17 protein-coding genes, 1 tRNA gene and 3 pseudogenes are annotated in these 18,877 nt (G+C 60.8%); 9 read left to right on the top strand and 12 right to left on the bottom strand.

Annotation, left to right across the window (positions count from 1 at the left end):
* Positions 1 to 259: 259 nt before the first annotated feature.
* Together A9D14_RS11200 and A9D14_RS11205 are read left to right on the top strand one after the other, a co-directional pair.
* Positions 260 to 1,213: a zinc-ribbon domain-containing protein gene (locus A9D14_RS11200; RefSeq protein WP_066846447.1), complete on the top strand. Its 954-nt coding sequence runs from the start codon at positions 260 to 262 to the stop codon at positions 1,211 to 1,213.
* Between the two features lie 171 nt (positions 1,214 to 1,384).
* A tRNA-Leu gene (locus A9D14_RS11205) sits at positions 1,385 to 1,471 on the top strand.
* Between the two features lie 561 nt (positions 1,472 to 2,032).
* Here A9D14_RS11205 and A9D14_RS20370 read toward each other — a convergent pair.
* Positions 2,033 to 2,803 (bottom strand): annotated as a pseudogene (locus tag A9D14_RS20370) (recombinase family protein); the annotation flags it as partial.
* Between A9D14_RS20370 and A9D14_RS20075 the strand changes: the two are divergent.
* A complete protein-coding gene (locus A9D14_RS20075; protein WP_066846453.1) occupies positions 2,696 to 3,052 on the top strand; it encodes a hypothetical protein in 357 nt (118 codons plus the stop codon). The pseudogene A9D14_RS20370 and the gene A9D14_RS20075 overlap by 108 nt on opposite strands.
* A gap of 67 nt (positions 3,053 to 3,119) precedes the next feature.
* Here A9D14_RS20075 and A9D14_RS11225 read toward each other — a convergent pair whose 3' ends face one another.
* Genes A9D14_RS11225 through A9D14_RS11230 form a run of 3 tightly spaced genes read right to left on the bottom strand, consistent with a single transcriptional unit; the run spans position 3,120 to position 4,163 of the window.
* Positions 3,120 to 3,470, bottom strand: coding sequence for a recombinase family protein (locus A9D14_RS11225; RefSeq protein WP_083987877.1), 351 nt, complete (start codon positions 3,468 to 3,470; stop codon positions 3,120 to 3,122).
* Entirely contained in the window at positions 3,463 to 3,636 is a 174-nt protein-coding gene (locus A9D14_RS19505) for a hypothetical protein (protein WP_157668203.1), read from the bottom strand. Before A9D14_RS19505 ends, A9D14_RS11225 begins: the two co-directional genes overlap by 8 nt.
* 29 nt (positions 3,637 to 3,665) lie before the next feature.
* Positions 3,666 to 4,163 (bottom strand): hypothetical protein, encoded by a 498-nt coding sequence (locus A9D14_RS11230; RefSeq protein ID WP_157668204.1) that lies wholly within the window; start codon positions 4,161 to 4,163, stop codon positions 3,666 to 3,668.
* Positions 4,164 to 4,286: 123 nt separating this feature from the next.
* Between A9D14_RS11230 and tnpA the strand changes: the two genes are divergently transcribed.
* From tnpA to tnpC, 3 genes and pseudogenes are all read left to right on the top strand, one after another.
* Positions 4,287 to 4,664 (top strand): IS66-like element accessory protein TnpA, encoded by a 378-nt coding sequence (gene tnpA / locus A9D14_RS11235; protein ID WP_066843951.1) that lies wholly within the window; start codon positions 4,287 to 4,289, stop codon positions 4,662 to 4,664.
* Positions 4,661 to 5,002 (top strand): IS66 family insertion sequence element accessory protein TnpB, encoded by a 342-nt coding sequence (tnpB, locus tag A9D14_RS11240; RefSeq protein ID WP_066843954.1) that lies wholly within the window; start codon positions 4,661 to 4,663, stop codon positions 5,000 to 5,002. The genes tnpA and tnpB overlap by 4 nt, the downstream gene beginning before the upstream one ends.
* A gap of 60 nt (positions 5,003 to 5,062) precedes the next feature.
* Positions 5,063 to 6,487 (top strand): annotated as a pseudogene (tnpC, locus tag A9D14_RS11245) (IS66 family transposase); the annotation flags it as partial.
* Between the two features lie 30 nt (positions 6,488 to 6,517).
* Here tnpC and A9D14_RS20470 read toward each other — a convergent pair.
* Both A9D14_RS20470 and A9D14_RS11255 read right to left on the bottom strand, forming a co-directional pair.
* Positions 6,518 to 8,590 (bottom strand): recombinase family protein, encoded by a 2,073-nt coding sequence (locus A9D14_RS20470; protein ID WP_066842370.1) that lies wholly within the window; start codon positions 8,588 to 8,590, stop codon positions 6,518 to 6,520.
* Entirely contained in the window at positions 8,577 to 8,756 is a 180-nt protein-coding gene (locus A9D14_RS11255; RefSeq protein WP_066847877.1) for a hypothetical protein, read from the bottom strand. The genes A9D14_RS20470 and A9D14_RS11255 overlap by 14 nt, the downstream gene beginning before the upstream one ends.
* 306 nt (positions 8,757 to 9,062) lie before the next feature.
* Here A9D14_RS11255 and A9D14_RS11265 point away from each other — a divergent pair.
* A pseudogene (locus tag A9D14_RS11265) lies at positions 9,063 to 9,290 on the top strand (transposase domain-containing protein); the annotation flags it as partial.
* Positions 9,291 to 9,327: 37 nt separating this feature from the next.
* Here the strand turns inward: A9D14_RS11265 and A9D14_RS19510 are convergent.
* From A9D14_RS19510 to A9D14_RS11285, 4 genes are all read right to left on the bottom strand, one after another.
* Positions 9,328 to 9,774, bottom strand: a complete 447-nt coding sequence (locus A9D14_RS19510) for a hypothetical protein (RefSeq protein ID WP_066846469.1) — start codon at positions 9,772 to 9,774, stop codon at positions 9,328 to 9,330.
* 147 nt (positions 9,775 to 9,921) lie between these two features.
* A complete protein-coding gene (locus A9D14_RS11275) occupies positions 9,922 to 11,541 on the bottom strand; it encodes a hypothetical protein (RefSeq protein WP_157668205.1) in 1,620 nt (539 codons plus the stop codon).
* The gene (locus tag A9D14_RS11280; protein ID WP_157668206.1) at positions 11,534 to 12,154 is read right to left on the bottom strand and encodes a hypothetical protein; all 621 of its coding nucleotides are present in this window, start codon (positions 12,152 to 12,154) and stop codon (positions 11,534 to 11,536) included. Before A9D14_RS11280 ends, A9D14_RS11275 begins: the two co-directional genes overlap by 8 nt.
* The gene (locus A9D14_RS11285) at positions 12,151 to 12,798 is read right to left on the bottom strand and encodes a hypothetical protein (protein ID WP_157668207.1); all 648 of its coding nucleotides are present in this window, start codon (positions 12,796 to 12,798) and stop codon (positions 12,151 to 12,153) included. The genes A9D14_RS11280 and A9D14_RS11285 overlap by 4 nt, the downstream gene beginning before the upstream one ends.
* A gap of 201 nt (positions 12,799 to 12,999) precedes the next feature.
* Here A9D14_RS11285 and A9D14_RS11290 point away from each other — a divergent pair, with 201 nt between their 5' ends.
* Positions 13,000 to 15,780, top strand: a complete 2,781-nt coding sequence (locus A9D14_RS11290; protein ID WP_083987878.1) for a MobA/MobL family protein — start codon at positions 13,000 to 13,002, stop codon at positions 15,778 to 15,780.
* A gap of 277 nt (positions 15,781 to 16,057) precedes the next feature.
* Here A9D14_RS11290 and A9D14_RS11295 read toward each other — a convergent pair whose 3' ends face one another.
* Both A9D14_RS11295 and A9D14_RS11300 read right to left on the bottom strand, forming a co-directional pair.
* Positions 16,058 to 17,086 (bottom strand): IS110 family RNA-guided transposase, encoded by a 1,029-nt coding sequence (locus tag A9D14_RS11295; RefSeq protein WP_066846486.1) that lies wholly within the window; start codon positions 17,084 to 17,086, stop codon positions 16,058 to 16,060.
* A 171-nt stretch (positions 17,087 to 17,257) separates the two neighbouring features.
* On the bottom strand, positions 17,258 to 17,959 hold the full coding sequence (locus A9D14_RS11300) for an NAD(P)-dependent oxidoreductase (RefSeq protein ID WP_066846489.1): 702 nt from the start codon (positions 17,957 to 17,959) through the stop codon (positions 17,258 to 17,260).
* A gap of 155 nt (positions 17,960 to 18,114) precedes the next feature.
* Here A9D14_RS11300 and A9D14_RS11305 point away from each other — a divergent pair, with 155 nt between their 5' ends.
* Positions 18,115 to 18,876 carry a cytochrome c oxidase assembly protein gene (locus A9D14_RS11305; RefSeq protein WP_066846491.1) on the top strand — a complete coding sequence of 254 codons (762 nt, stop codon included), beginning with the start codon at positions 18,115 to 18,117 and terminating at the stop codon, positions 18,874 to 18,876.
* The last annotated feature ends 1 nt before the right edge of the window (position 18,877 follow it).

Consider the following 18,877-nt stretch of genomic DNA (forward strand, 5'->3'; position numbering starts at 1 on the left):
TGGGCCCGGGCGGCTGGGCCTGTCCGAAAGCGCCGTCGGGCCCTCGCTCGGGCCGGGACGATCCGCTGCCTGTCGCCTGCATAATTCTTCCCGTCAGGGGGCCGGGCAGGATTTTCCGCCCGTCTCGGCGCTTTCAATAGCATCTGCGACGCGCAATCGAGCCCTTGCCGACCCGTTGATGTGGATAACACACCGCGATCGTTAACCCTTCGCTGCGCAACACTTGCCCTGATTCGCGTCTAGCGCTTAGATTCCCCTCATGCAGATCGCATGTCCCGCCTGTCACACGCGTTACGCGGTTCCCGAAACCGCCATCGGCGCCCATGGCCGCACCGTTCGCTGCGCCAAATGCCGGCACAGCTGGTATCAGCCCGGCACGGAGGACGTGGCGGAAGACGCCGTCACGGCGGAAAGCGTATCCGCGTCCGATGCCGCCTCCGCGATGGAACCGATGCGCGAAACCGCGCAGGCGTCCCGCGAACCCGTAACCGAAGGCGCGCAGGCCGGATGGCGCGATCCCCCGCCCGCCCCGCGCGGCTGGGCCGACATGGGCGACACCCAGACCGTCGAGCCTGAGACGACCACCGAGACTGCCCGCACCGGCTGGGCCGCTTCCCCCGGTGATCAGCTGGTCGAACCCGAAGCGGATCATGCCGAACCGGACGTCCCGGAGCCCGAGGTCGAGGAAGAGCCCGCGCCGCGCGCCAGCAATCCCGCCTTCACCGCTGCGGCGGCGGAACCGGTCGATGCCGAGTTCGAGGATCTCGACGAAGGTGACCGGCCGCGCAGCCGGTGGAAGCGCCTGCTGCTGATCTGCGCGCTGCTGGTCGTGCTGGCGGCTGCGCTGGTCTATGGCGCGGTGCGCTATTTCGGTGCGCCCGCGTGGCTGCCCGTGGGCCAGGCGACCTTTGCGCCCGCGTCGGAATCGCTGGTGCTGGATTTCCCCGCCGACGAACAGGACCGCCGCGAGCTGCCCAATGGCCGCCAGCTGTTCGCCGCCAGCGGCACGATCACCAATACCGGCAGCCGGACCGAACATGTGCCCCCTGTGCTGGTGGTGCTGCGCGATTCGCAGGAGCGGATCGTCTATAGCTGGGAAATGGAACCCAGCCGCAGCGAGCTTGGCCCCGGCGAAAGCGTCAAGGTCAGCCAGATGGTGACCGACGTGCCGCGTTCGGCCCGGATCGTCGACATCGGCTGGAAACCCGGCTGATCGCCTTTTTTCGTGCGCGCGGGGCTGCCTGCACGCGCAAATCCGCCATGCGCACAAGCGCCTTTTCACATCGATGCATTTGCCGGTTGCACGGGGGCAGCGACGTTGCTAATGGCACGCGCCTACCACGGGGCAGCCGGGAATTCCCGGGCCTGCCCCTCTCTTTTGGATGCGGTCGTGGCGGAATTGGTAGACGCGCAACGTTGAGGTCGTTGTGGGCGAAAGCCCGTGGAAGTTCGAGTCTTCTCGACCGCACCATTTCCGGTCAAAGATGGGCACCTCGCTCGTTGATCGGGCAACCGACGCAGCGCCGTGCGCCAATGCGTCCGTCTGCCCCGAGATTTCGACCTTCAGGCCAATGCGGATTTTCTCGATAAAGGCACGAGCAATCTGCTGGCGCGCCTCGTCCTTGCCGTGCTTCAGCTCTCGGCGAACAATGTCGCCAAATCTTTGGACTGCGGCTGAAGTGATACTAGCAGGCCCACGCTCGAGCTGCTGATGTAGCGTCGTGACAGTCGTATTAAGACCATCGATCTCCGTACGTCGTTGCTTCAGCCTGGCCGTGATGTCCGGATCGCGAGGAGAAACTGCTCCAGTCTCAATCGCGTCGTGCAGATTAGAAAGACGGCGACGGGCGTCTGCTAACTTCGCCTCGCACTGTTCCAATTCTTGTAGCTTGCGCTGACGGCCCTCATCGGAAGTATCGAGCACCTTCGTGAGCAACGGTTCGAGATGCTCTTCCCCGAATACCCTATCAGCGACTTCGCCTAGAACGAGTTCGTCCAGCTTCTCAGCCCGTACGTTGGGACAATCGCACGCCGATGCACCCCGGTTCACTTTCGAATTGCAGGAATAGTAGCGATATCGGCCACCCTTTCCTGTCCTGATTGTCATTCCCGCACCGCAGGCTTCGCATTCCGCTAATCCGATGAGAAGCGTCGGACCGCTTACTACCCGTGGAGGCGTATTTCGCGGTGCCCGCTCTTCCCTGAGCGCTGCAACGCGGTCGAATTGTTCCTGAGTGATAAGCTGCGGACAGTCCACCCAAGTCCATTCCTCCTCCGGCAGGAGATTGCCGAACTCGTCGAACTTGTTGCCTGGAAAACGGCCGAGGTAGTGGGGGCGAGACAGGATGCCTGCGACAGTCGCATTGTAGAATTTCTTCCCACGGCGGGTGTAGCCATGTTTGTTCAGGTATTCGGCAATAGCCCGGCCCCCCAAAGGGCTACCATTCAGACCTTTCTCCGCAAGGTCGAATATCATCCGAACGAGGGCCGCTTCGGACGCGTTCAAAAAGAGCTTCTTCTTCTCCTTCTTCGAACGCACTTCGACTGTTCGGGACTCGTAGCCAAGGGGAACGGTCCCTCCGACCCAGAAACCCTCCTCGGCGGTCCCTCGGAGACCCCTTCGGGTATTCATTGATGCCTTAACGATAGCATCCTGATCCTGCCAGCTGGTCAGCAGCTTGTGCAACATGCCGAAATGGTTGTCTTCGAACCTCTGGTAGACGAACAGGCACTGCACCCCAGCGCGCTGGAGTTGTCCCTGCGTAATTACCGTGAATTCCACGTCGCGGGCGAGGCGGGCCATATCACAGGCGATAATGCAATCGACCGGATGATCATCGCCGGTAGCGAGAAGCATCATTCGGTTGAATTCCGGTCTTTTCCAGTCGGAGCCGGACAGTCCCGGTTCAACAAAGATCTCGATGAGATCGATGTCGTTCTGAGTGCAGTATTTTTTGAGATCGACTGTCTGCTGCCGGAGCGAGGTCTGATGCTGGGCCTGCTCGGCCGTGCTGACACGGACATACGCGTATGCCTTTCGCCGATCCGGTGAAGCCCTATTTCCCACGTTATCTCCTCTGCCGTTTCATTCTTCGTAACCAGCGAGATGCCATGCCATCTTACCCATGCCTATCGAGCAGCGCTTCCCTTTCCTCGTCTGCGCAGATGAACTCGATACCAAGCGCATCCAGTTTGCCGAGGATACGAAAATAGTCGCTATACTCTCTTGCCAGACGATCTTTCCCCGCCACGATCACTGCATCTATATTATCGCAAGTAATGCAATTCAGCATGCGCTCGCGCTCGGATAGAACCGAACAGCCTCCTCCAATATCAATAAAAACGCGATACAGGCGCAGGGAACGCATGGCTGCGATCAACCTTATTCTTTCGCTCTGCACAGCGATAGAGCGTGTCATCGCAGGCGCGTCCATGTGGGAACAACGAATGTATCCAACGGCATCATTCATCGAATATCTCCTTCAGTCCGTCCTCGCCAATAAGTTCGAGCAGCAAGCGCGCGAGGAGATCATCCGATGGAGACGCCAGCCACTCGATTTCTGCATGTGCGTTGTCGAGCGGCAGCGCGGTCTTGCGCGCATGCGAGGGTCTATCATCCCTTGCCATCGCCAGCATCCGATCCGTCGCTGCCGTTTCGATCCGAATCAGTTCGCGCCGGATACGGTCCGGGCGGCCAACACTTCGGCCACTGCCTCAAGGATCACTTCGAACACGGCCTTAGTTTCGGAGGGCGTGAAGGACTGCGGCAGGTTGGCGACGGGCCCACCCTTACGATCTGCTTCGAGCCACATGACCTCCCTGCTTCCCGGCACCAAGATTTCCTCGCCCATGTGGCGGGCACGGCGCTTGAACTCGCGTCGGCCGACGAGTTTGAGCCGCTTCTCGATCTCATGGTATTCCATCGGCTCGCCGGCCTCGACGAGGCTCTTCACTTCCGCCGCGAAGATGGCGAGGCGAGCGGGACCGTTAGATACCGGCGACTCCATGTCGAGTTTTTCACGCGCGTCGCAGGTCGCCTTGAGCACTTCATAGAAGCGGACCGGCGTGTGCGCCGGGGACGCGATGATCTCGCTGAGATGCTGAAATCTTTCCTCGGCTTCGGCCGCACCCCGCAACTGATTGATGCGCGCGTCGGTCAGCACCGCGTCATCTTCGAGGACGCGCAATTCCCGGGCGATCTGTACCCCTCCGGCGAGGGCCGCCTTGCGTGGATAGGTATCGAGCGCTCTTAAGCGTGCTCTTGTGAGCGTGCTTAGGAGTGGTCGATGGGTCAGGTGACGGTGTTTTCGGGGCCGGAGCGGCGGCGGCGGTGGAGCGATGAGGAGCGACTGCAGATCCTGTCCGAGGCTTTCGCGCCGGGCGCGTGCGTCGCCCAGGTGTGCCGACGGCACGATATTTCTTCGGCGCTGATCTACACCTGGCGGCGCAAGTTGCTCGATGCAGGCGTGGAGCGGGAAGCAGAGCTGCCCGAGGCACTTCCGACGCCGGTGTTCGCCGAAGCGGTGATCGACGAAGATGTGATGGCGGCCGGCGCTGCCGAGCACCCCGCGATGATCATCGACCTGCCGCGCGGCAAGCGGCTGAGCATTTTCGCGGCGGCACCGCCGGCCCTGGTCGCTGCGGCGCTGAAGGGGCTGCGATGATCCCTTCGGGCGCGCGGGTGTGGATCGCGCTCGGCCACACGGATATGCGCAAGGGCATGCAGGGCCTGGCGCTGCTGGTGCAGCAGGGTCTCAAGCGTAATCCGCACGGCGGCGATCTGTTCGTGTTCCGTGGCCGCGCAGGCTCGCTGATCAAGATCATCTGGCACGACGGGATCGGCATGTCGCTCTACGCCAAGCGGCTAGAGAAGGGCCGGTTCGTATGGCCCTCAGCGACTGAGGGAACGGTGTCGCTGACCCCCTCGCAGCTGGCCTGCCTGCTGGAGGGGATCGACTGGCGCAGCCCGCAGTATACATGGCGGCCGCAGAGCGCCGGATAATCGGCGCGAGGCGGTGTTTTGCCCTTGCAGCAGAGGGTGGATGATGATTCACTCCGGTCTATGGAAGCCGCCATTTCGCCCCTTCCGGACGATGTCGAAGCGCTCAAGGCGCTGGTGGTGGCGATGGCCCGCAAGGCCGATGAGGCAGAGGCCAGGCTTGCCAACGCCATGGCCCACCAGAGCGCTATCGAGGCGCTGATCGCTCACCTCAAGCTGCAGATCGCCAAGCTCAAGCGCGAGCAGTATGGCCCCAGCGCCGAACGCAGCCGCCGTCTGCTCGACCAGATGGAGCTGCAGCTCGAAGAGCTCGAGGCTGATGCCGCCGAAGACGACCTGATCGCCGAGGGAGCGGCGGCCAAGACCGCCACGGTCACCGCCTTCGAGCGCAAGCGCCCGACAAGGAAGCCGTTCCCCGAGCATCTGCCGCGCGAGCGCGTCGTGGTGCCTGCGCCCTGTTCCTGCCCGGCCTGCGGTGGGGATCGGCTCTCGAAGCTCGGCGAAGACGTCACCGAGACGCTCGAGGTCATCCCGCGCTCGTGGAAGGTGATCCAGACGGTGCGCGAGAAGTTCTCGTGCCGCGACTGCGAGAAGATTGCGCAGGCCCCCGCGCCCTTCCATGTGGTGCCCCGCGGATGGGCCGGACCCAGCTTCCTCGCGATGCTCCTGTTCGAGAAGTATGGACAGCACCAGCCCCTCAACCGCCAGGCCGAGCGGTTTGCCCGCGAAGGCGTGCCGCTCAGCCTCTCGACTCTTGCCGATCAGGTCGGGGCAGCTGCCCATGCGCTGATGCCGATCTACAAGCTCATCGAGGCGCATGTTCTGGCTGCAACCCGGATCCACGGTGACGATACCACCGTGCCGGTCATGGCGAAGGGCAAGACCGATACGGCGCGATTATGGGTTTACGTACGCGATGATCGTCCCTTTGCAGGCACCGATCCTCCAGCTGCCCTGTTCCACTATTCGCGCGATCGGCGCGGCGAGCACCCGCAAGCCCATCTCGCGGCATGGTCCGGCATCCTGCAGGCCGATGCCTATAGTGGCTACAACGATCTCTATCGCGGGGACCGCGCCCCCGGTCCCGTGCTGGAAGCGGGCTGCTTTGCTCATGCGAGGCGCAAGTTCTTCGAGCTCGCCGATGTCCTGAGCTCAGCCCGCAAGAAGAGCCGCGGCCAGCGCAGCAGCATGATCTATCCGATCGCGCTCGAAGCCGTGCAGCGTCTCGACGCCCTGTTCGACATCGAGCGCGGCATCAACGGCAAGAGTCCTGCCGAGCGGCTCGCAGTCCGTCAGGAACTCAGCGCGCCGCTGATGGCCGAGCTCCACACCTGGCTTACCGCGCAGGTCGCCAAGCTATCGCGCGGTCATGACCTCACCAAGGCCTGCTTCTACATGCTGAAGCGCTGGGATGCGTTCACCCGCTTCCTCGACGATGGCCGCATCTGCCTCACCAACAACGCCGCCGAGCGCGCGCTGCGCTGCATCCCGAAGCGTGTTTCATTATGCACTCCGTATTCAAGTATCTGTAAACATTGGAAGCATGTCCGCGTCAACAACGCGACACGGGCGACCCTTTCGGGCCATCGCAGATTTTACCGCTTCCGACATCAAATCGGCGGAGCGGATTTGATGCGGTGCGCGCGGTACGACCTGCACTGCCGGAAGCACGCCGGTTTTGATGAGAAGTCTTATCGTATGGCTTGAGGTGCCAAGCGCTTTGGCCGCCTCAGTCATGGTGAGCCATTCGCCGTCTTTCACCGCAGACCGATAGGCATCGATCCCTCGCACGCGCCGAACAGAGTAGACCCGGTGCGCCGTCCAGGTTTTGCCTTGGCCGGTGGGCAAGCCCATCCGATTCAGCGTCGCGGCGATATGCTCGTCGGACCAACGGCCCGCCATGCTGCGCATCACCTCCAGCGCATCCTCCGCTGTTGCACAACCGTGCTCGCCGGCTTTCGGCTTGCGAACCCGCAGTTCCGAGTGCTGGCCGCCCCGCCAATGGATCGTGAGCACGACGTCACGCACGGCATCATCGACATCGACGACGATGTCGGCGATCATTGTACGTAGCATTTGCTGGCGAGCGCGCATCGTCACATCCGGAGCGTTCCAGGCCGCCGACAGGTTTTCCGCCAGATTGGCGAAGGCATTTGGATCGGCCTCGATGGTCGAGGGCCCTTCCGCAGGCTGGCGAGCCTTCAAGTCCCGCACGCGACGGAGCGCGATTTCCCAGTTTTTCTCCAGCTGCGCCGCTATCAGGCGATTATCGGGATCACAAGCTGCGTAGCGGCGCTCGGCTAGGCTGGCCTCGTAGCGCGCCTGCTGGAGTTCCAGGTCGAGGATCTGGCGCTGCTCTTCTTGTCGTTCCCGGTTCATCCGCTCCGCCTCGAACGCGGCTTCGATCGCCAAGGGTTCTACCGCGCGCAGCAGTTCGCGCGCAACTGCTGCATCCACTCGTAGACCGCCAAAGGTCATGCATCGAGGTAAGCCCATCATCAGGTTCGGCTTGTCACAGCGGTAGACTGGCCGACTTTGCGGGTTACCGGTGTAAGCAACGCTCAGTCGCCGCCCGCACCGTCCGCACGTCATGATCCCTGACAGCAGTGCCTTGCCGCCTCGGCCTGACTTTACGCCGCCAGCGCGGCCATAGTTGTTGAGGGCCAGCTGCTTCTGGTTGCGCTCGTATTCTTCCCAGCTGACGTAGCCCTCGTGGTGCTCCTTGATGAACACCTCCCAGGTTCCGACCGGCTTGCCATGCCCGTAGCTTCGCCGCGCTCGCCCATCGACAATGGTAGTCCGCTTTTCGCTTTTCCCGTAGACGTAAACACCTGCATAGAAGGGGTTTTTGAGGACGGCGATGACGTTGCGATAGCGGATAGGTAACCATGTGAAGCTGGTCATGCGGCCTTCGTCCGAAGGCCGCGGGAAGTGGATTCCATCGGCCTTCATAGACAACAGCACCTGACGCGCACTGCCCAGCTCTCGGAAGCGCGCAAAGATGAGCCGGATTACCTCCTGAAGGCGTAAGTCGGGATCGAGTCCCAGGCCCGCTTCGCGGTGCCAGATGTAGCCGAACGGGACAGACAACCGCAATTCGCCGCGGCGCGCCTTCGACCTCGCGGCATCGAGCATTCGCGTCCTGAGAACGCCGAGCTCGAACTCGCTGATGCTGCCCTTCATTCCCAGGAGTAGGCGGTCGTTGGGCTGGCAAGGATTGTACACGCCATCATGATCGATGACACGGGCTTCAACGAGCCCGCACAGTTCCAGCAGATGGTGCCAGTCGCGACCATTTCGCGCGAGCCTTGACGCATCGAGGCACAGCACGGCACCCACCTTGCCCGCGCACAATGATGCGACCAGGCGATCAAAGCCGGGCCGCGCAACGGTTCCGCTCGCGGATCGTCCGAGATCATCGTCGATGACTTCGATATCGGTGAAACCGTGCTGACGTGCGCTGTCGACGAGGTCGTATTGCCGCCGCTGGCTTTCCAGGTTGGTCATGACCTGGGATTGTGTCGATTGTCGCACGTAGACGACGGCCTTGCGCTTCAGCAGTTGCGCCGGGATTAAATCAGTGCCGGTCATCGCCGAGCTCCTCGACGACGAGGCCAGCGGCTTGCATCAGGATTTGAGCAAGCGTGATTACGGCCTTCGTCCGTTCCGCCTCGCTCATCCCGTCCACCCTCCGGGGCTCGAAGATCAGGCTCATCTGTCTGCCCGAGGCCGGTGCGGGCGTGTCGTGCTTGTTCATCGACTTCCTCCAATGCGACTCCATCATCGCGTTGGGAGTTTGGTGAAGCAGCGACCGCGGTGACCAGCCTCTTCAAATCGGAAAGCGCTGCAACATCAACTTGGGGCGGGCCGATTCTCATCTTGGAGCAGGCGACCGGATCAACCATCCAACCAGGCATCGAAACGACGATGCCAGATGGGCCTTCGACCTTGAGAAAGCGCCCCGTCGCTCGCTCCTCTACCCGCCGTACGCTGACTTTCCGCCCGAAATAGGGATGCCAAGGATAGTGAACTTCCCGCTCTTCGCCGACATGGGCAGAATGAACGGGCGATGGCGCTTGGCCGCAAGGCATGGCTGTTCTGCGGATCCGATCGTGGCGGGCAACGCGCCGCCATCATCTACACCCTGATCCAGACCGCGAAGCTGGGCGACGTCGATCCGCAGGCATGGCTTGCCGATGTCCTCGCGCGCATCGCCGATCATCCTGCCACCCGGCTCGACGAACTCCTGCCCTGGAACTGGGCGCCCCGTCCGAACGCGATCGCCGCGTAACCCGACCTACACTCCGGTCGGCATCACGCTGCGGCCTTCACCGGACGGATACGGCGATCTGCGCGTTCGTGTATCCTTCGTTCCGCAGAATGAGCGCACGGCGGGCCCTTGCCATGGGTTCCGGGCGGGACGAACTTGCATTGTTCTGGCTACGAATACGCAGCCCCTCCGCCACGTTGACGATCTCGATCGGGACTTCCGTCTCGGGATCGATATGGCAGATTGCCTCGATGAGACTCCCGCCATCTATAAGACGGTATCCATCCACACCGATGACGACGGGAAACGTCCTCCAATTGTGGGGCTCGGTTGCCCGGAGGTGCTGCGCCTCGATATCCCTCGTATCGTAATGTCGGCGTTCGTAGATGTCCGCGCGGCAAGAAATCTCGCTTGCCTTTGCGGTCGAGTATTTATCACCTGACGGCGTTTTGCTGCTCCCCGAGAAATTGCCGTGGGGAGGGGCGGGCGTGGTGGAAGGGGTCATGGCAGTCCTCGTCGTTCAAGAGGACTGGGAAATTATGCAGATTCAGGTGCCTTGATAAATGAGTTTTGGTGGAACTTTCGTCTTGCAAGTATTTATATATCAAGGACTTAGTATCTCAATTAGCTCTGCTTAGCTCATGCGCTTTTGTCACCACGCGTCCGCCTGGGGTATCCAGGTCGTGACGCCGTGGATTGGTAGTCCGAGAGATCTCGCCTTGCTCATGGGGTTGGGTGTTTCAACCAAATCGGCTGCTAGTGATAGGGATAGGTCGATTTCCCGAGCGCCGAGGGGGTGCCCGTTACGATGGCCTGGATACGCATAGCGAGGATCCAAGGTTTCAAGCGCATATCGGGCTCTATACCAAACGCGCTCTAAGGCTGTCGTCACTCGCGATCTCGACCATCCCTGGGCAAACGGAAACGCCCTAGCGAACGGATTCTTTTCCTCTTCGACCAAGCCGTTGGCCAACAGCTTGTCATATCGGTCTCGCAGTCTTGCAACATAACCGTCGGCCCAATCCGGATCGTCGATCTGCTGGAACGGCAGATCAGAACCCCGAGATGAGAATGGATCGAACCGGTCGCGTGGAATTGCACGCTCGAGCAGAGAAGGAAGCTCTTTCCCACCTTTCGATCTCGTACCGCCATTCGGACGTTCGCGCTCATTGGCATGCGAGATGCGCGCGACCAATTCTGCTTGGGCCTCATCCGCGTCGATATGTGCAAGGATGTTCAATGCAATTCTGAAGATCGCGGAATTCAGCGAGAAGCGCGAAGAGGCCACGGCGGGAAGATATGGTGCAAAGCGGTCGTGGGTATGGAAGAGGTACTGCGTGATGAAGTGCAGCGGTGGCCTGCCGAGGACGAGGTGCCAGCGATCGCCCTCGGGAGCCTGCGCCTGGTGATGATCCAGTCGTGCGCTTTTCAAAATTTCGTAATTGAGACGCGCGTGTCCGTCCCAGTCTCTTGGCTTGATCCGCTGCTTCATGCTGAGCGCTAGGTGGATCATGTTCGGATCCTGATCGCCGAAGATGAGACCCTTCTTGCCGAGGCCACCCCTCAAGTTCCGAAAATCGATCAGATGTGCAGCAACGTATTCGAATGTTCGTTCAAACTCGAAGGCCTGCTCGAGGACGTAGAGGACCGCCCCCCGGACACCTAATGCATCGATCAGCATGGCGAACTTGCTGGCGAAGCCGCCGGTCGAGGTGAGTTCAATCCTTTCCAGGCTTCTGCGCAGACGACCAAAATCGCGTCGCCAAGCGTATTCCAGTGCCTTGCAATTTCCAGCGCGCAACCGATCGTTCTCATAGAGAACTCGAAATGCAGAAGCTACGTCTCTCGAAGTCGGATGATGGCAAACCCGCAAAGCCTCTTCGGCAGTCGGGTCCATCGCTTTCCTGTGCTGAAGCCATTCGCCACGGTGGTATACGTCGAGGTGCCGGAACCGGAAGTCGCAAAGCTTTTCCAACTCCTTCTCGCTCGGATAGCCCCGCTCGGCGTATTTGGTGTTCTGGTCGATCCGCTTCGCCGCAGCGATTATGTCCTTATCGAGCTTGGAACCCTTGATAAGCGGAATTCTCATTCCGGCAGGGTGCATAGACGAGCATGCAGCAAACGCGCGATCAAGTGCGGTACTTGTGCGGCGTCTCGCCTTGGAAAAAGTGGCGCTATTCATACCTTGAGCAGTGATCGCCCCACCGATCAGTTCGGCTATGACCAACATACCCGGTGAGGCTGGCGAAAGACCGGGAAGCTTTCTAGGCATCGATCCGCTCCGCGATCTCATTGTAAGTGCGGACAGCCTGCACGAAGATATTCCAGCGCTCCTTTCGAAATTCCGTCCAGCCCGTTTCGGTGAAAGTCGTGTCGCCGAGCTGTCTGATAAAATCTTTGAATAACGGCTGCAGTGTCCGGCCCGCTTCAAGAAGCTGTTCGAGTTTGGCGATCCCACTCACCAAGTCGATATCGTCGGGGAGACGATACTCGGGCATCCAAGCGATAGCGGCCTTCGCCTCGTCCCAGCTTGCAGGTGACATCTTCCCCGGGGCAAAGATCGCCATCTGCGCTTTCGAGACTTCGATCGGCTCGTCGTAATCGTCGGTAACCGACAGCTCACGCCACCATGCAAGGCGTTTCTCGACGATTTCGAGCGAATGATGAAGATGTGTCTCGTCAGCTTGGAGTTCGGCCCGCTGCGAAATTCTCCACCGCGCGAAAATTTGCTGATAATCGGCGTTGAGCAGGGCAATGTCGGTATAGCGCCCTTCTTGTCGCGCCTTGGCTGTCTCGGCTTCGATATTTTCCAGCGCCACGGAGAAGTCCGCTAGCGTGGAAAGCGTCACGCGCTCGCCATCTGGGCGCCGCCAGGTGACAGTCACGGATGCACCTCGCGGTAGCGGGGGTTGGCTCCGATATCGCGAAGCCATGCGAATGCTATCCAGCGATTCTCCAGCGCAGGAAAATCGAGGCGCAGACACTCGCAGGTGTAACGCACCATGGAGATCTGTTTCCGCGTCGCTGGCTTGCGAAGCATCGCTGCCCGCTTCTCGTCATCGAGGGCAGCGAGGAAGCCCTCGGTCTTTCTCATGTAGGCGTCGAACCTGCGACGCCATTCTGCGTGTCGGCCTTTCGCTTCGAGGAACGCTGCTGCGCGATCCAAAAAACAGAGCAAGGCTTCGCCGACGGTCCTTTTCCGCGTGAACGAATCTTTCCATTCGTTGAAGAGATTTTCGTCGTTCAACGCTTTCAGAATGTCGAGGGCGAGAAAGCCATCGAGGCGACGCGCGTAATGTGCCGAAACACCGTAAGCGGAAAGCACGGCGCCTGTAGTGATGTGGTGGTAGGCGTCATGCGCGTCGCGGTACACCACTTCGCCAGGTGCGATCTGCACCTTGCTGGCGCGCGCTTCGATCCCGGCTAGCGTTGAGAGCATGCGATCAAGATCGCGAATATGCGATCCCAGATCATTCGTCGGATTGGCAAGGTCAGGGTTGTTCATTGCCCCTTTATAGATCGCCGACAAGCGGCACCCCAAACATCAGGGACCCGTTGGTTCGCTTTCCGTGCCGCATTAACGGGAAAACGGTTGCTGAATGCTCGATGGAGACAGACAATCCCATCCGCCATTTAAGCGCACTTAAGGAGAAAGTAGGGCGGGTTTGGCGAAATAAATGATGCACACTTAAGCGTCCGCTTCGCCCCGCCTTTCGCATGCAACCCGCCCATGAAGTTAAAGCCTAAAACGGAACTGGATTGCCTGGCTGTCGGTTCGCCGGAGCAGCGGCGGCAATGCGCTGCGCCGCGCGGCGATCTTCGGTATGCGGTGCTCGCAGAACGGCAGTGGCGGCGGGAAGCGTGGGCTGAATATCAGCACGTGAAATCCGTGAAGCGACTGGAGCTTGAAACGAAAGAAGCGCAGCGTGAATGGGATCGGCCTCACCGCAATTTCAAGGTCACAAGAGAAGCCACTTGGGGCAAGGAAAAGGGCATGGGTGTGCCGCGTCATGTCCTGCATCGCGTCGTCGCAATGCACAGCGCCGGAGGCACCTTGCCACGATATTCCCATGCTTTGACCGATAAGGCCGGACGTCTCTTCGTTTTCCAGCGGATACGCTACTATTCGGCCCGGAATTCGAAGCAGGGCCGCGGCGCCGACGCCGCACGCTACGCCATGAAAGGGGCACATGTTCTAGGCGACGGCAGGGACTGCATCTCCAGCAATGTCGGCGACACATTCGAGGAAATCGTGGCTGGAATGGACGTCGCCGAAGGCGTCAATCGCACCGTTTCGTTGGACGCGAAAACGCTTTTCCACGGCATCATGCAGTCGTGTCATGACCTCACGCCGGAACAACAATTCGAACTGGCTTGCGACTATGCCGAGTACGTATTCGGGCGACAGCAACTACCATATTTGGTCGTTCTGCATCCGCCGAGTGCCGAGGGCGATCAGCGAAACTGGCACGTCCACTTCCTCTATTCCTTCAGGCCGATGAGCAAGATCGGTGAAGGCGAATGGGCTGTTGGCAAGTACCTCAGGACCGATCTCGATACCCCGGAACAGTTCTCGCGCCTTCGATTCTTGTGGGCCGAAGCGCTCAATCACGCTTGCGAGAAGGCCGGTGTAGCGAAGCGCTTCACCCATCTCTCGTACGCCGCAGCAGGTGTCGATTTCATACCGCAAACCCATCTGGGCGAGGGACTGACCGCCAAGGTCAGGCGCGGTGAACGCTCTACTGTCAACGAAGCGAACCATCGCATCGCGATGCGGAACAGTATGGTGCGGGCGGTGCGAGATCTGAGGGCGAAGCTCCTCGCCACGGTCTCCCAAACCACGGACGCGGTCGAGCGCTTGCACCGTGCCGCGACCTTGGCCCTGGACGTTTCAGCTACCTTGAGCGATCTGCACGCTCGACCTGGTCCTTGGAAGGTTCTGGATGCTCGATGGTCGATCCCAACCGGACCCGCCGCGGTGAATGACAACAATGCTTCTGTGGATTCGAAGGTCGGGCAGCATTCTGATGCGCTCCCATCTGGCATCGCGAACAGTGTTTCGATCATACCGCCATCGCTAAAGCTCAAGGCGTTGGAGAACGATACGATCCCACCCCTCCCTACAGCAATTTACGGAAGGATGACGCTTCCAGCAAAACCGCTCAAGATTGATTACCGGCTTCAGGCCGCACGCCCTGCCCAGGTCGAGACTACGGAACTGTTCCAGCGGATTGCAGTGTCTGGGCCTTTACCGCGCGTGATTTCTCCACCGGCCAAACACAGCGTTCTGACCCGCATTTCGGTATCGGTGCTGTCCATTCCGAAGGCTCTAAGCTTCTCGAAACCGGCAAAAATGGGCTTGGCCAGGCTTCAACTTGAGGCCTCATTGCCGCGTTCGCCAGTCTCCTCCGGAACAGAATCCAAGGCTAGCGTCGCCAAGCTTCACGCAGCGTGTGACCGCAACCTGCCGGCAGGACCTCAAGCCTCACCACCACTGGTTCCAATGGCGCAGTTCTTGTCTGAGGGGCCTTTAATTCCGTCGGTGGTTTCGAGAAATGACGAGCACGCCACTCCCACCTTGCGAAGCCGTGTCATCGATCATCGTATACCGAAAGGCGTGGAGTCGATTGTCGATGCGCAGTCGGTCAAGACTGGCGACAGTGCAACAAAGGCTTTTGCAAAGGGCGACGCATCACCCGCTGCGTCGGAGGCGCTCGGTTCACAAACAGGCCCGGTTCGAGTTCAGACAACCGAAAAAAAGCGGCCAGTGCCCGTTCCTTCTGACTCCACTGAGGATGCCTCCAATCGCAAGTCGTTTCCTGTGATCCGGACCGACCGCGACGAGGCCTGGCCAGGTTCGTCGACAGAAACCGACCCTATCGCCAACCCCGCTCGCCGTGATTTTGTCCGCGCGCAAGAGCAGGATCGAGATGAGGAAGAGAAGCGCAAACCCATTCATAAACCGAACTCGGAAGCGATACGATTAGCGGCTGAAACCTTCAGGGCGCGACAGCTACTGCTCGGAATTCTGGAGCAAGAGCGGCATGTCATAACCAAAGATGCCGAAGGGAGAGTTGCCTTACCCGCAGCCCTATTGCAGCGCGCCGAGCTTCTTCCAGAGCAAATCGCCGATGCGAAAATGCAGGACCGGCTCGCGCGCTTCCACGCTCGCAATAAGTTGGAGCTTCAGGAAATGGCCCGCCAAACTTGCGAGGAACTCTGGTTCGGCGAAGAATTCTGGCAACCTTCCCACCCATCTTCCGCTGAGGTGCTCGACATCTTCCGAAGATGGCGAGACTGCCCTGAAGTTCAGGAAGCATTGCGCAGGACGCATCGGCTTACATCGGGCGCAGACCATACGAACGAACAGGATGCGCGGGAAAAATTTTTTCTCGGATTGCTATTACAACAGGGCGAGGACGGGAATTATTCGTCGAAGGTTTCTTCTGGCAGGGTAGTCGCTTCGCGACCGAGGGGTCCTTGGTCAAGCGATACAGGCTATGGCAGATGATGGGCCGTGTGTGGACGGCCCTCCGTTGGCAAGGGATTTTCGAAGTTCTGCACTGCGCTGGTCGAGGCGGCCATGTGTCCGGCCTTTGATTGCGGCTATGTCATGCGCCGCTGGCCATGATGCCTTTCGCGCGAACCGGGTCCCGACCTATAGCTCGCGCTCGAAGCGCCACGGCCCAAAATGGGTTTTCCCGATCCGGCGGTTTCAACCGGCTTGGTGCATCAACTCCTTTTTGCCCTTTCCAACCTCGTCGACGCAGCAGCTCCGCGCCTTAACTCTACGCCGCCATCGGCAATGGTTCTCGGTAATGTTCGCCGCTGGTCATCAGCGCCCAGACCATGCGCCCATTCTTGTTCGCGAGCGCTACCGCGGCGACCTTGGCGGGGCGGCGAGCAAGCAACTGCACCAGCCAAGGTCGCTTCGTGCCGTGACGCTGTGCGTAACGGATCACCGCCATCGCTCCGACCACCAGCATCTGCCGCAGGTATCGGTTACCAGCGCGTGTGATGCTGCCGAGCCGGTCCTTCCCGCCCGACGAGTTCTGCTTGGGCACGAGCCCGATCCAAGCCGCCAGGTCGCGGCCGGTCCTGAACACACTGAGATCGGCAACCGAGGCAACGAACGCACTCGCAAGGAGCGGGCCCACGCCGGGGATCTCCATTAGCCTGCGACCGAGTTCGGTCCGCCGCGCGCTGGCGAGCACACGCCGATCGTTCTCGAGGATTTGCCGCTTCACGACATCCAGCTGGGCTGCCAGCATCTGCAGACAGAGGCGGGCATCCTCGGGCACGCGATCATCACCGGCATCCGCGACCACCTCGAGCAGCCGCTCGACGCCGAGCCGACCGACAGGTGCCACCACTCCGAACTCGGAGATATGAGCACGAATCGCGTTCGAGATCTGGGTGCGCTGCCGGTTCAGCATCAACCGCACACGGTGGAGCATCATCAAGCTCTGTTGCTCCGGGCTCTTCACCGCGACGAAGCGCATCGTCGGCCGGGTCACCGCTTCGCAGATCGCTTCCGCATCGGCAGCGTCGTTCTTCCCACGCTTGACGTAGGGCTTCACGTGCTGCGCCGGCATCAGCTTCACGTCGTGACCCAGTGCGGTCAGCTCTCGCGCCCAGTAGTGTGAGTTGTTGCACGCCTCGATGCCGACGAGACACCGCGGCAGCTTCGCGAAGAATGGCAGCATCCTGGCTCGCGTCAGTCGGCGGCGGATCAGCACCTCGCCACCTGCTCCAACACCATGCACCTTGAACACCGACTTCGCGATATCCAGACCGATCGTAACGACTTCGCCCATCTCGACTCTCCTTCCAGCTCAACCACGCGATATTACCGCAGGAGGGTGGAGAGCCGTCCACAGCATCAGTAGCGGACTGTCTGCTCCTTGGTCTAAGCATGACCACAACGGAACTAGACATCGACCGCTCGGATCTTAAGTCAGTATAAGAAGTCGCCAGTTCGATCTCGTTTACAAATTGGCGAATTCCTCTCCGAGCGCCAGTGGACTTTCGAACTTTTCCTCTTCCGGCGCGCCGACTGCCGGCTTTTTCCGGATGTGAAGATTGTTCTGCACGCAATCGACCAGAAAGGCGCCGAGATCGCCCATGCGGCAGCGGAAAGCGAGTTTTGGAAGGAATTCCTCCTCGACCAGCAGGTCGCCCGAGGCGGGCTTATTGATGAGCCAGCCCGGACGTACCGCGGTCCAGCGAAGTCCGGGACGTTCCTCGAGCAGCGCCTCCATTTCCTTCATCTGTTCGAGGATGTTGTGCAGGGCGGGCACGACCGTCAGCTTGAACCATGTCGGCAGATTGGGCTGATCGATCACGAAGGCTGCGGAAATCACCGCGATGCGGTCGATCCCGGCCCCCTCCATCCCGTCCAGGATATGGCGCGTGCCGTCCATATAGAGCGGCGGCGGCGACAAGGCGTTGCCGGGCGAGAAACCGACGCCCAGCGTCGAGATCACCGCGTCGCAACCTTCCATGGCTTCGGCGAGGCCGCCTTGAAGAACATCCGCCTGCCGATAGGTCACGCCGTTGATGCGGTCGGCCTCGTCGGGCAGCGCGCGGTCGATCGCGACCACCTCCAGCCCAGCGCGCAAGGCGTGTCTCACGGTTTCGCGACCGGTGGCTCCGCTGGCGCCGAACACTGCGATGCGTTTCTGGCTCAATTTTTATACTCCTTGGGCCGGACAAACCGGAAAAATTGTTGCGATTGACTTTCAAACCGCAATCGCGCCAGCTATGTTCCCCCCAAATGCCGGGTCTTCCCCTATTTCAGGTGGCCACGGCAGATTGATCCGTTCGATTTGGGGAAGCGATGCGAATGTTTGCCGGCAGCTACTGCGGAAGCCCGCCGAGCCTGGCGGAAGTCGCGACGCGCTGGAATTTCGATCCCGCCCTTCTCGCGGTTCTGGCCCTCGGGCTCGCGCTCAGCCTGCGGGCGGGAAACCGGCTGGCGACCGTCGGAATGGCGCTTCTCGCCATCGCTTTCGTCTCGCCTCTGTGCGCCGCGAGCGTGACGCTCTTCTCCGCCCGCTCGCTCCATCATCTGCTGCTGATCCTTGGTGCGCTGTGCTTCGCCATGGCAATGCGCGAGAGCGAGGTATCGAGCCGGCTTGCGCGCTCGCTCTTTCGACGGCGCGTTCCGGTCGGCCCGGCAACCATCGGCATGACCGCGGTGCTGTGGGGCTGGCGCGTGCCTTCGCTCTACGATGCCGCGCTGGCCGACATGCTGGTGTACTGGACGATGCAGCTCTCGATCCTTGCTTCCTCTTTCGCCTTCTGGCTGGCCATTTGCCGGGCGAGCGCGGTTGGCGCAGTCGGCGGACTGCTCGGCGGGACAGTTCAGATGGGCTTTCTGAGCGCGCTTCTGACCTTTGCGACCGAGCCTCTTTATCGCATTCACATCGCCGCCGCCCCATCCTGGGGAATATCGCCGCTGGCCGATCAGCAGCTTGCCGGACTGATCATGTGGGTCGGCGGCATGGCGCCTTTCGCGATCGGCGCGGCTGCGATCGCCCGAAACGCGTGGGCGCGCCAGAACGCGGCGCAGCCCGCGCCGGTCGTCTCCCGGAACCCCGTCTGAG

This window comes from Croceicoccus marinus (assembly GCF_001661675.2).
Taxonomy (GTDB): domain Bacteria; phylum Pseudomonadota; class Alphaproteobacteria; order Sphingomonadales; family Sphingomonadaceae; genus Croceicoccus; species Croceicoccus marinus.

Excerpts from the sequence above, each read along its gene's own strand:
- A9D14_RS11200 (WP_066846447.1), top strand. The coding sequence starts at position 260 with ATGCAGATCGCATGTCCCGCCTGTCACACGCGTTACGCGGTTCCCGAA.
- A9D14_RS20075 (WP_066846453.1), top strand. The coding sequence starts at position 2,696 with ATGGTTGTCTTCGAACCTCTGGTAGACGAACAGGCACTGCACCCCAGC.
- A9D14_RS11225 (WP_083987877.1), bottom strand. The coding sequence starts at position 3,470 with ATGAATGATGCCGTTGGATACATTCGTTGTTCCCACATGGACGCGCCT.
- A9D14_RS19505 (WP_157668203.1), bottom strand. The coding sequence starts at position 3,636 with ATGCTGGCGATGGCAAGGGATGATAGACCCTCGCATGCGCGCAAGACC.
- tnpA (WP_066843951.1), top strand. The coding sequence starts at position 4,287 with ATGGGTCAGGTGACGGTGTTTTCGGGGCCGGAGCGGCGGCGGCGGTGG.
- tnpB (WP_066843954.1), top strand. The coding sequence starts at position 4,661 with ATGATCCCTTCGGGCGCGCGGGTGTGGATCGCGCTCGGCCACACGGAT.
- A9D14_RS20470 (WP_066842370.1), bottom strand. The coding sequence starts at position 8,590 with ATGACCGGCACTGATTTAATCCCGGCGCAACTGCTGAAGCGCAAGGCC.
- A9D14_RS11255 (WP_066847877.1), bottom strand. The coding sequence starts at position 8,756 with ATGAACAAGCACGACACGCCCGCACCGGCCTCGGGCAGACAGATGAGC.
- A9D14_RS19510 (WP_066846469.1), bottom strand. The coding sequence starts at position 9,774 with ATGACCCCTTCCACCACGCCCGCCCCTCCCCACGGCAATTTCTCGGGG.
- A9D14_RS11275 (WP_157668205.1), bottom strand. The coding sequence starts at position 11,541 with ATGCCTAGAAAGCTTCCCGGTCTTTCGCCAGCCTCACCGGGTATGTTG.
- A9D14_RS11290 (WP_083987878.1), top strand. The coding sequence starts at position 13,000 with ATGAAGTTAAAGCCTAAAACGGAACTGGATTGCCTGGCTGTCGGTTCG.
- A9D14_RS11295 (WP_066846486.1), bottom strand. The coding sequence starts at position 17,086 with ATGGGCGAAGTCGTTACGATCGGTCTGGATATCGCGAAGTCGGTGTTC.
- A9D14_RS11305 (WP_066846491.1), top strand. The coding sequence starts at position 18,115 with ATGTTTGCCGGCAGCTACTGCGGAAGCCCGCCGAGCCTGGCGGAAGTC.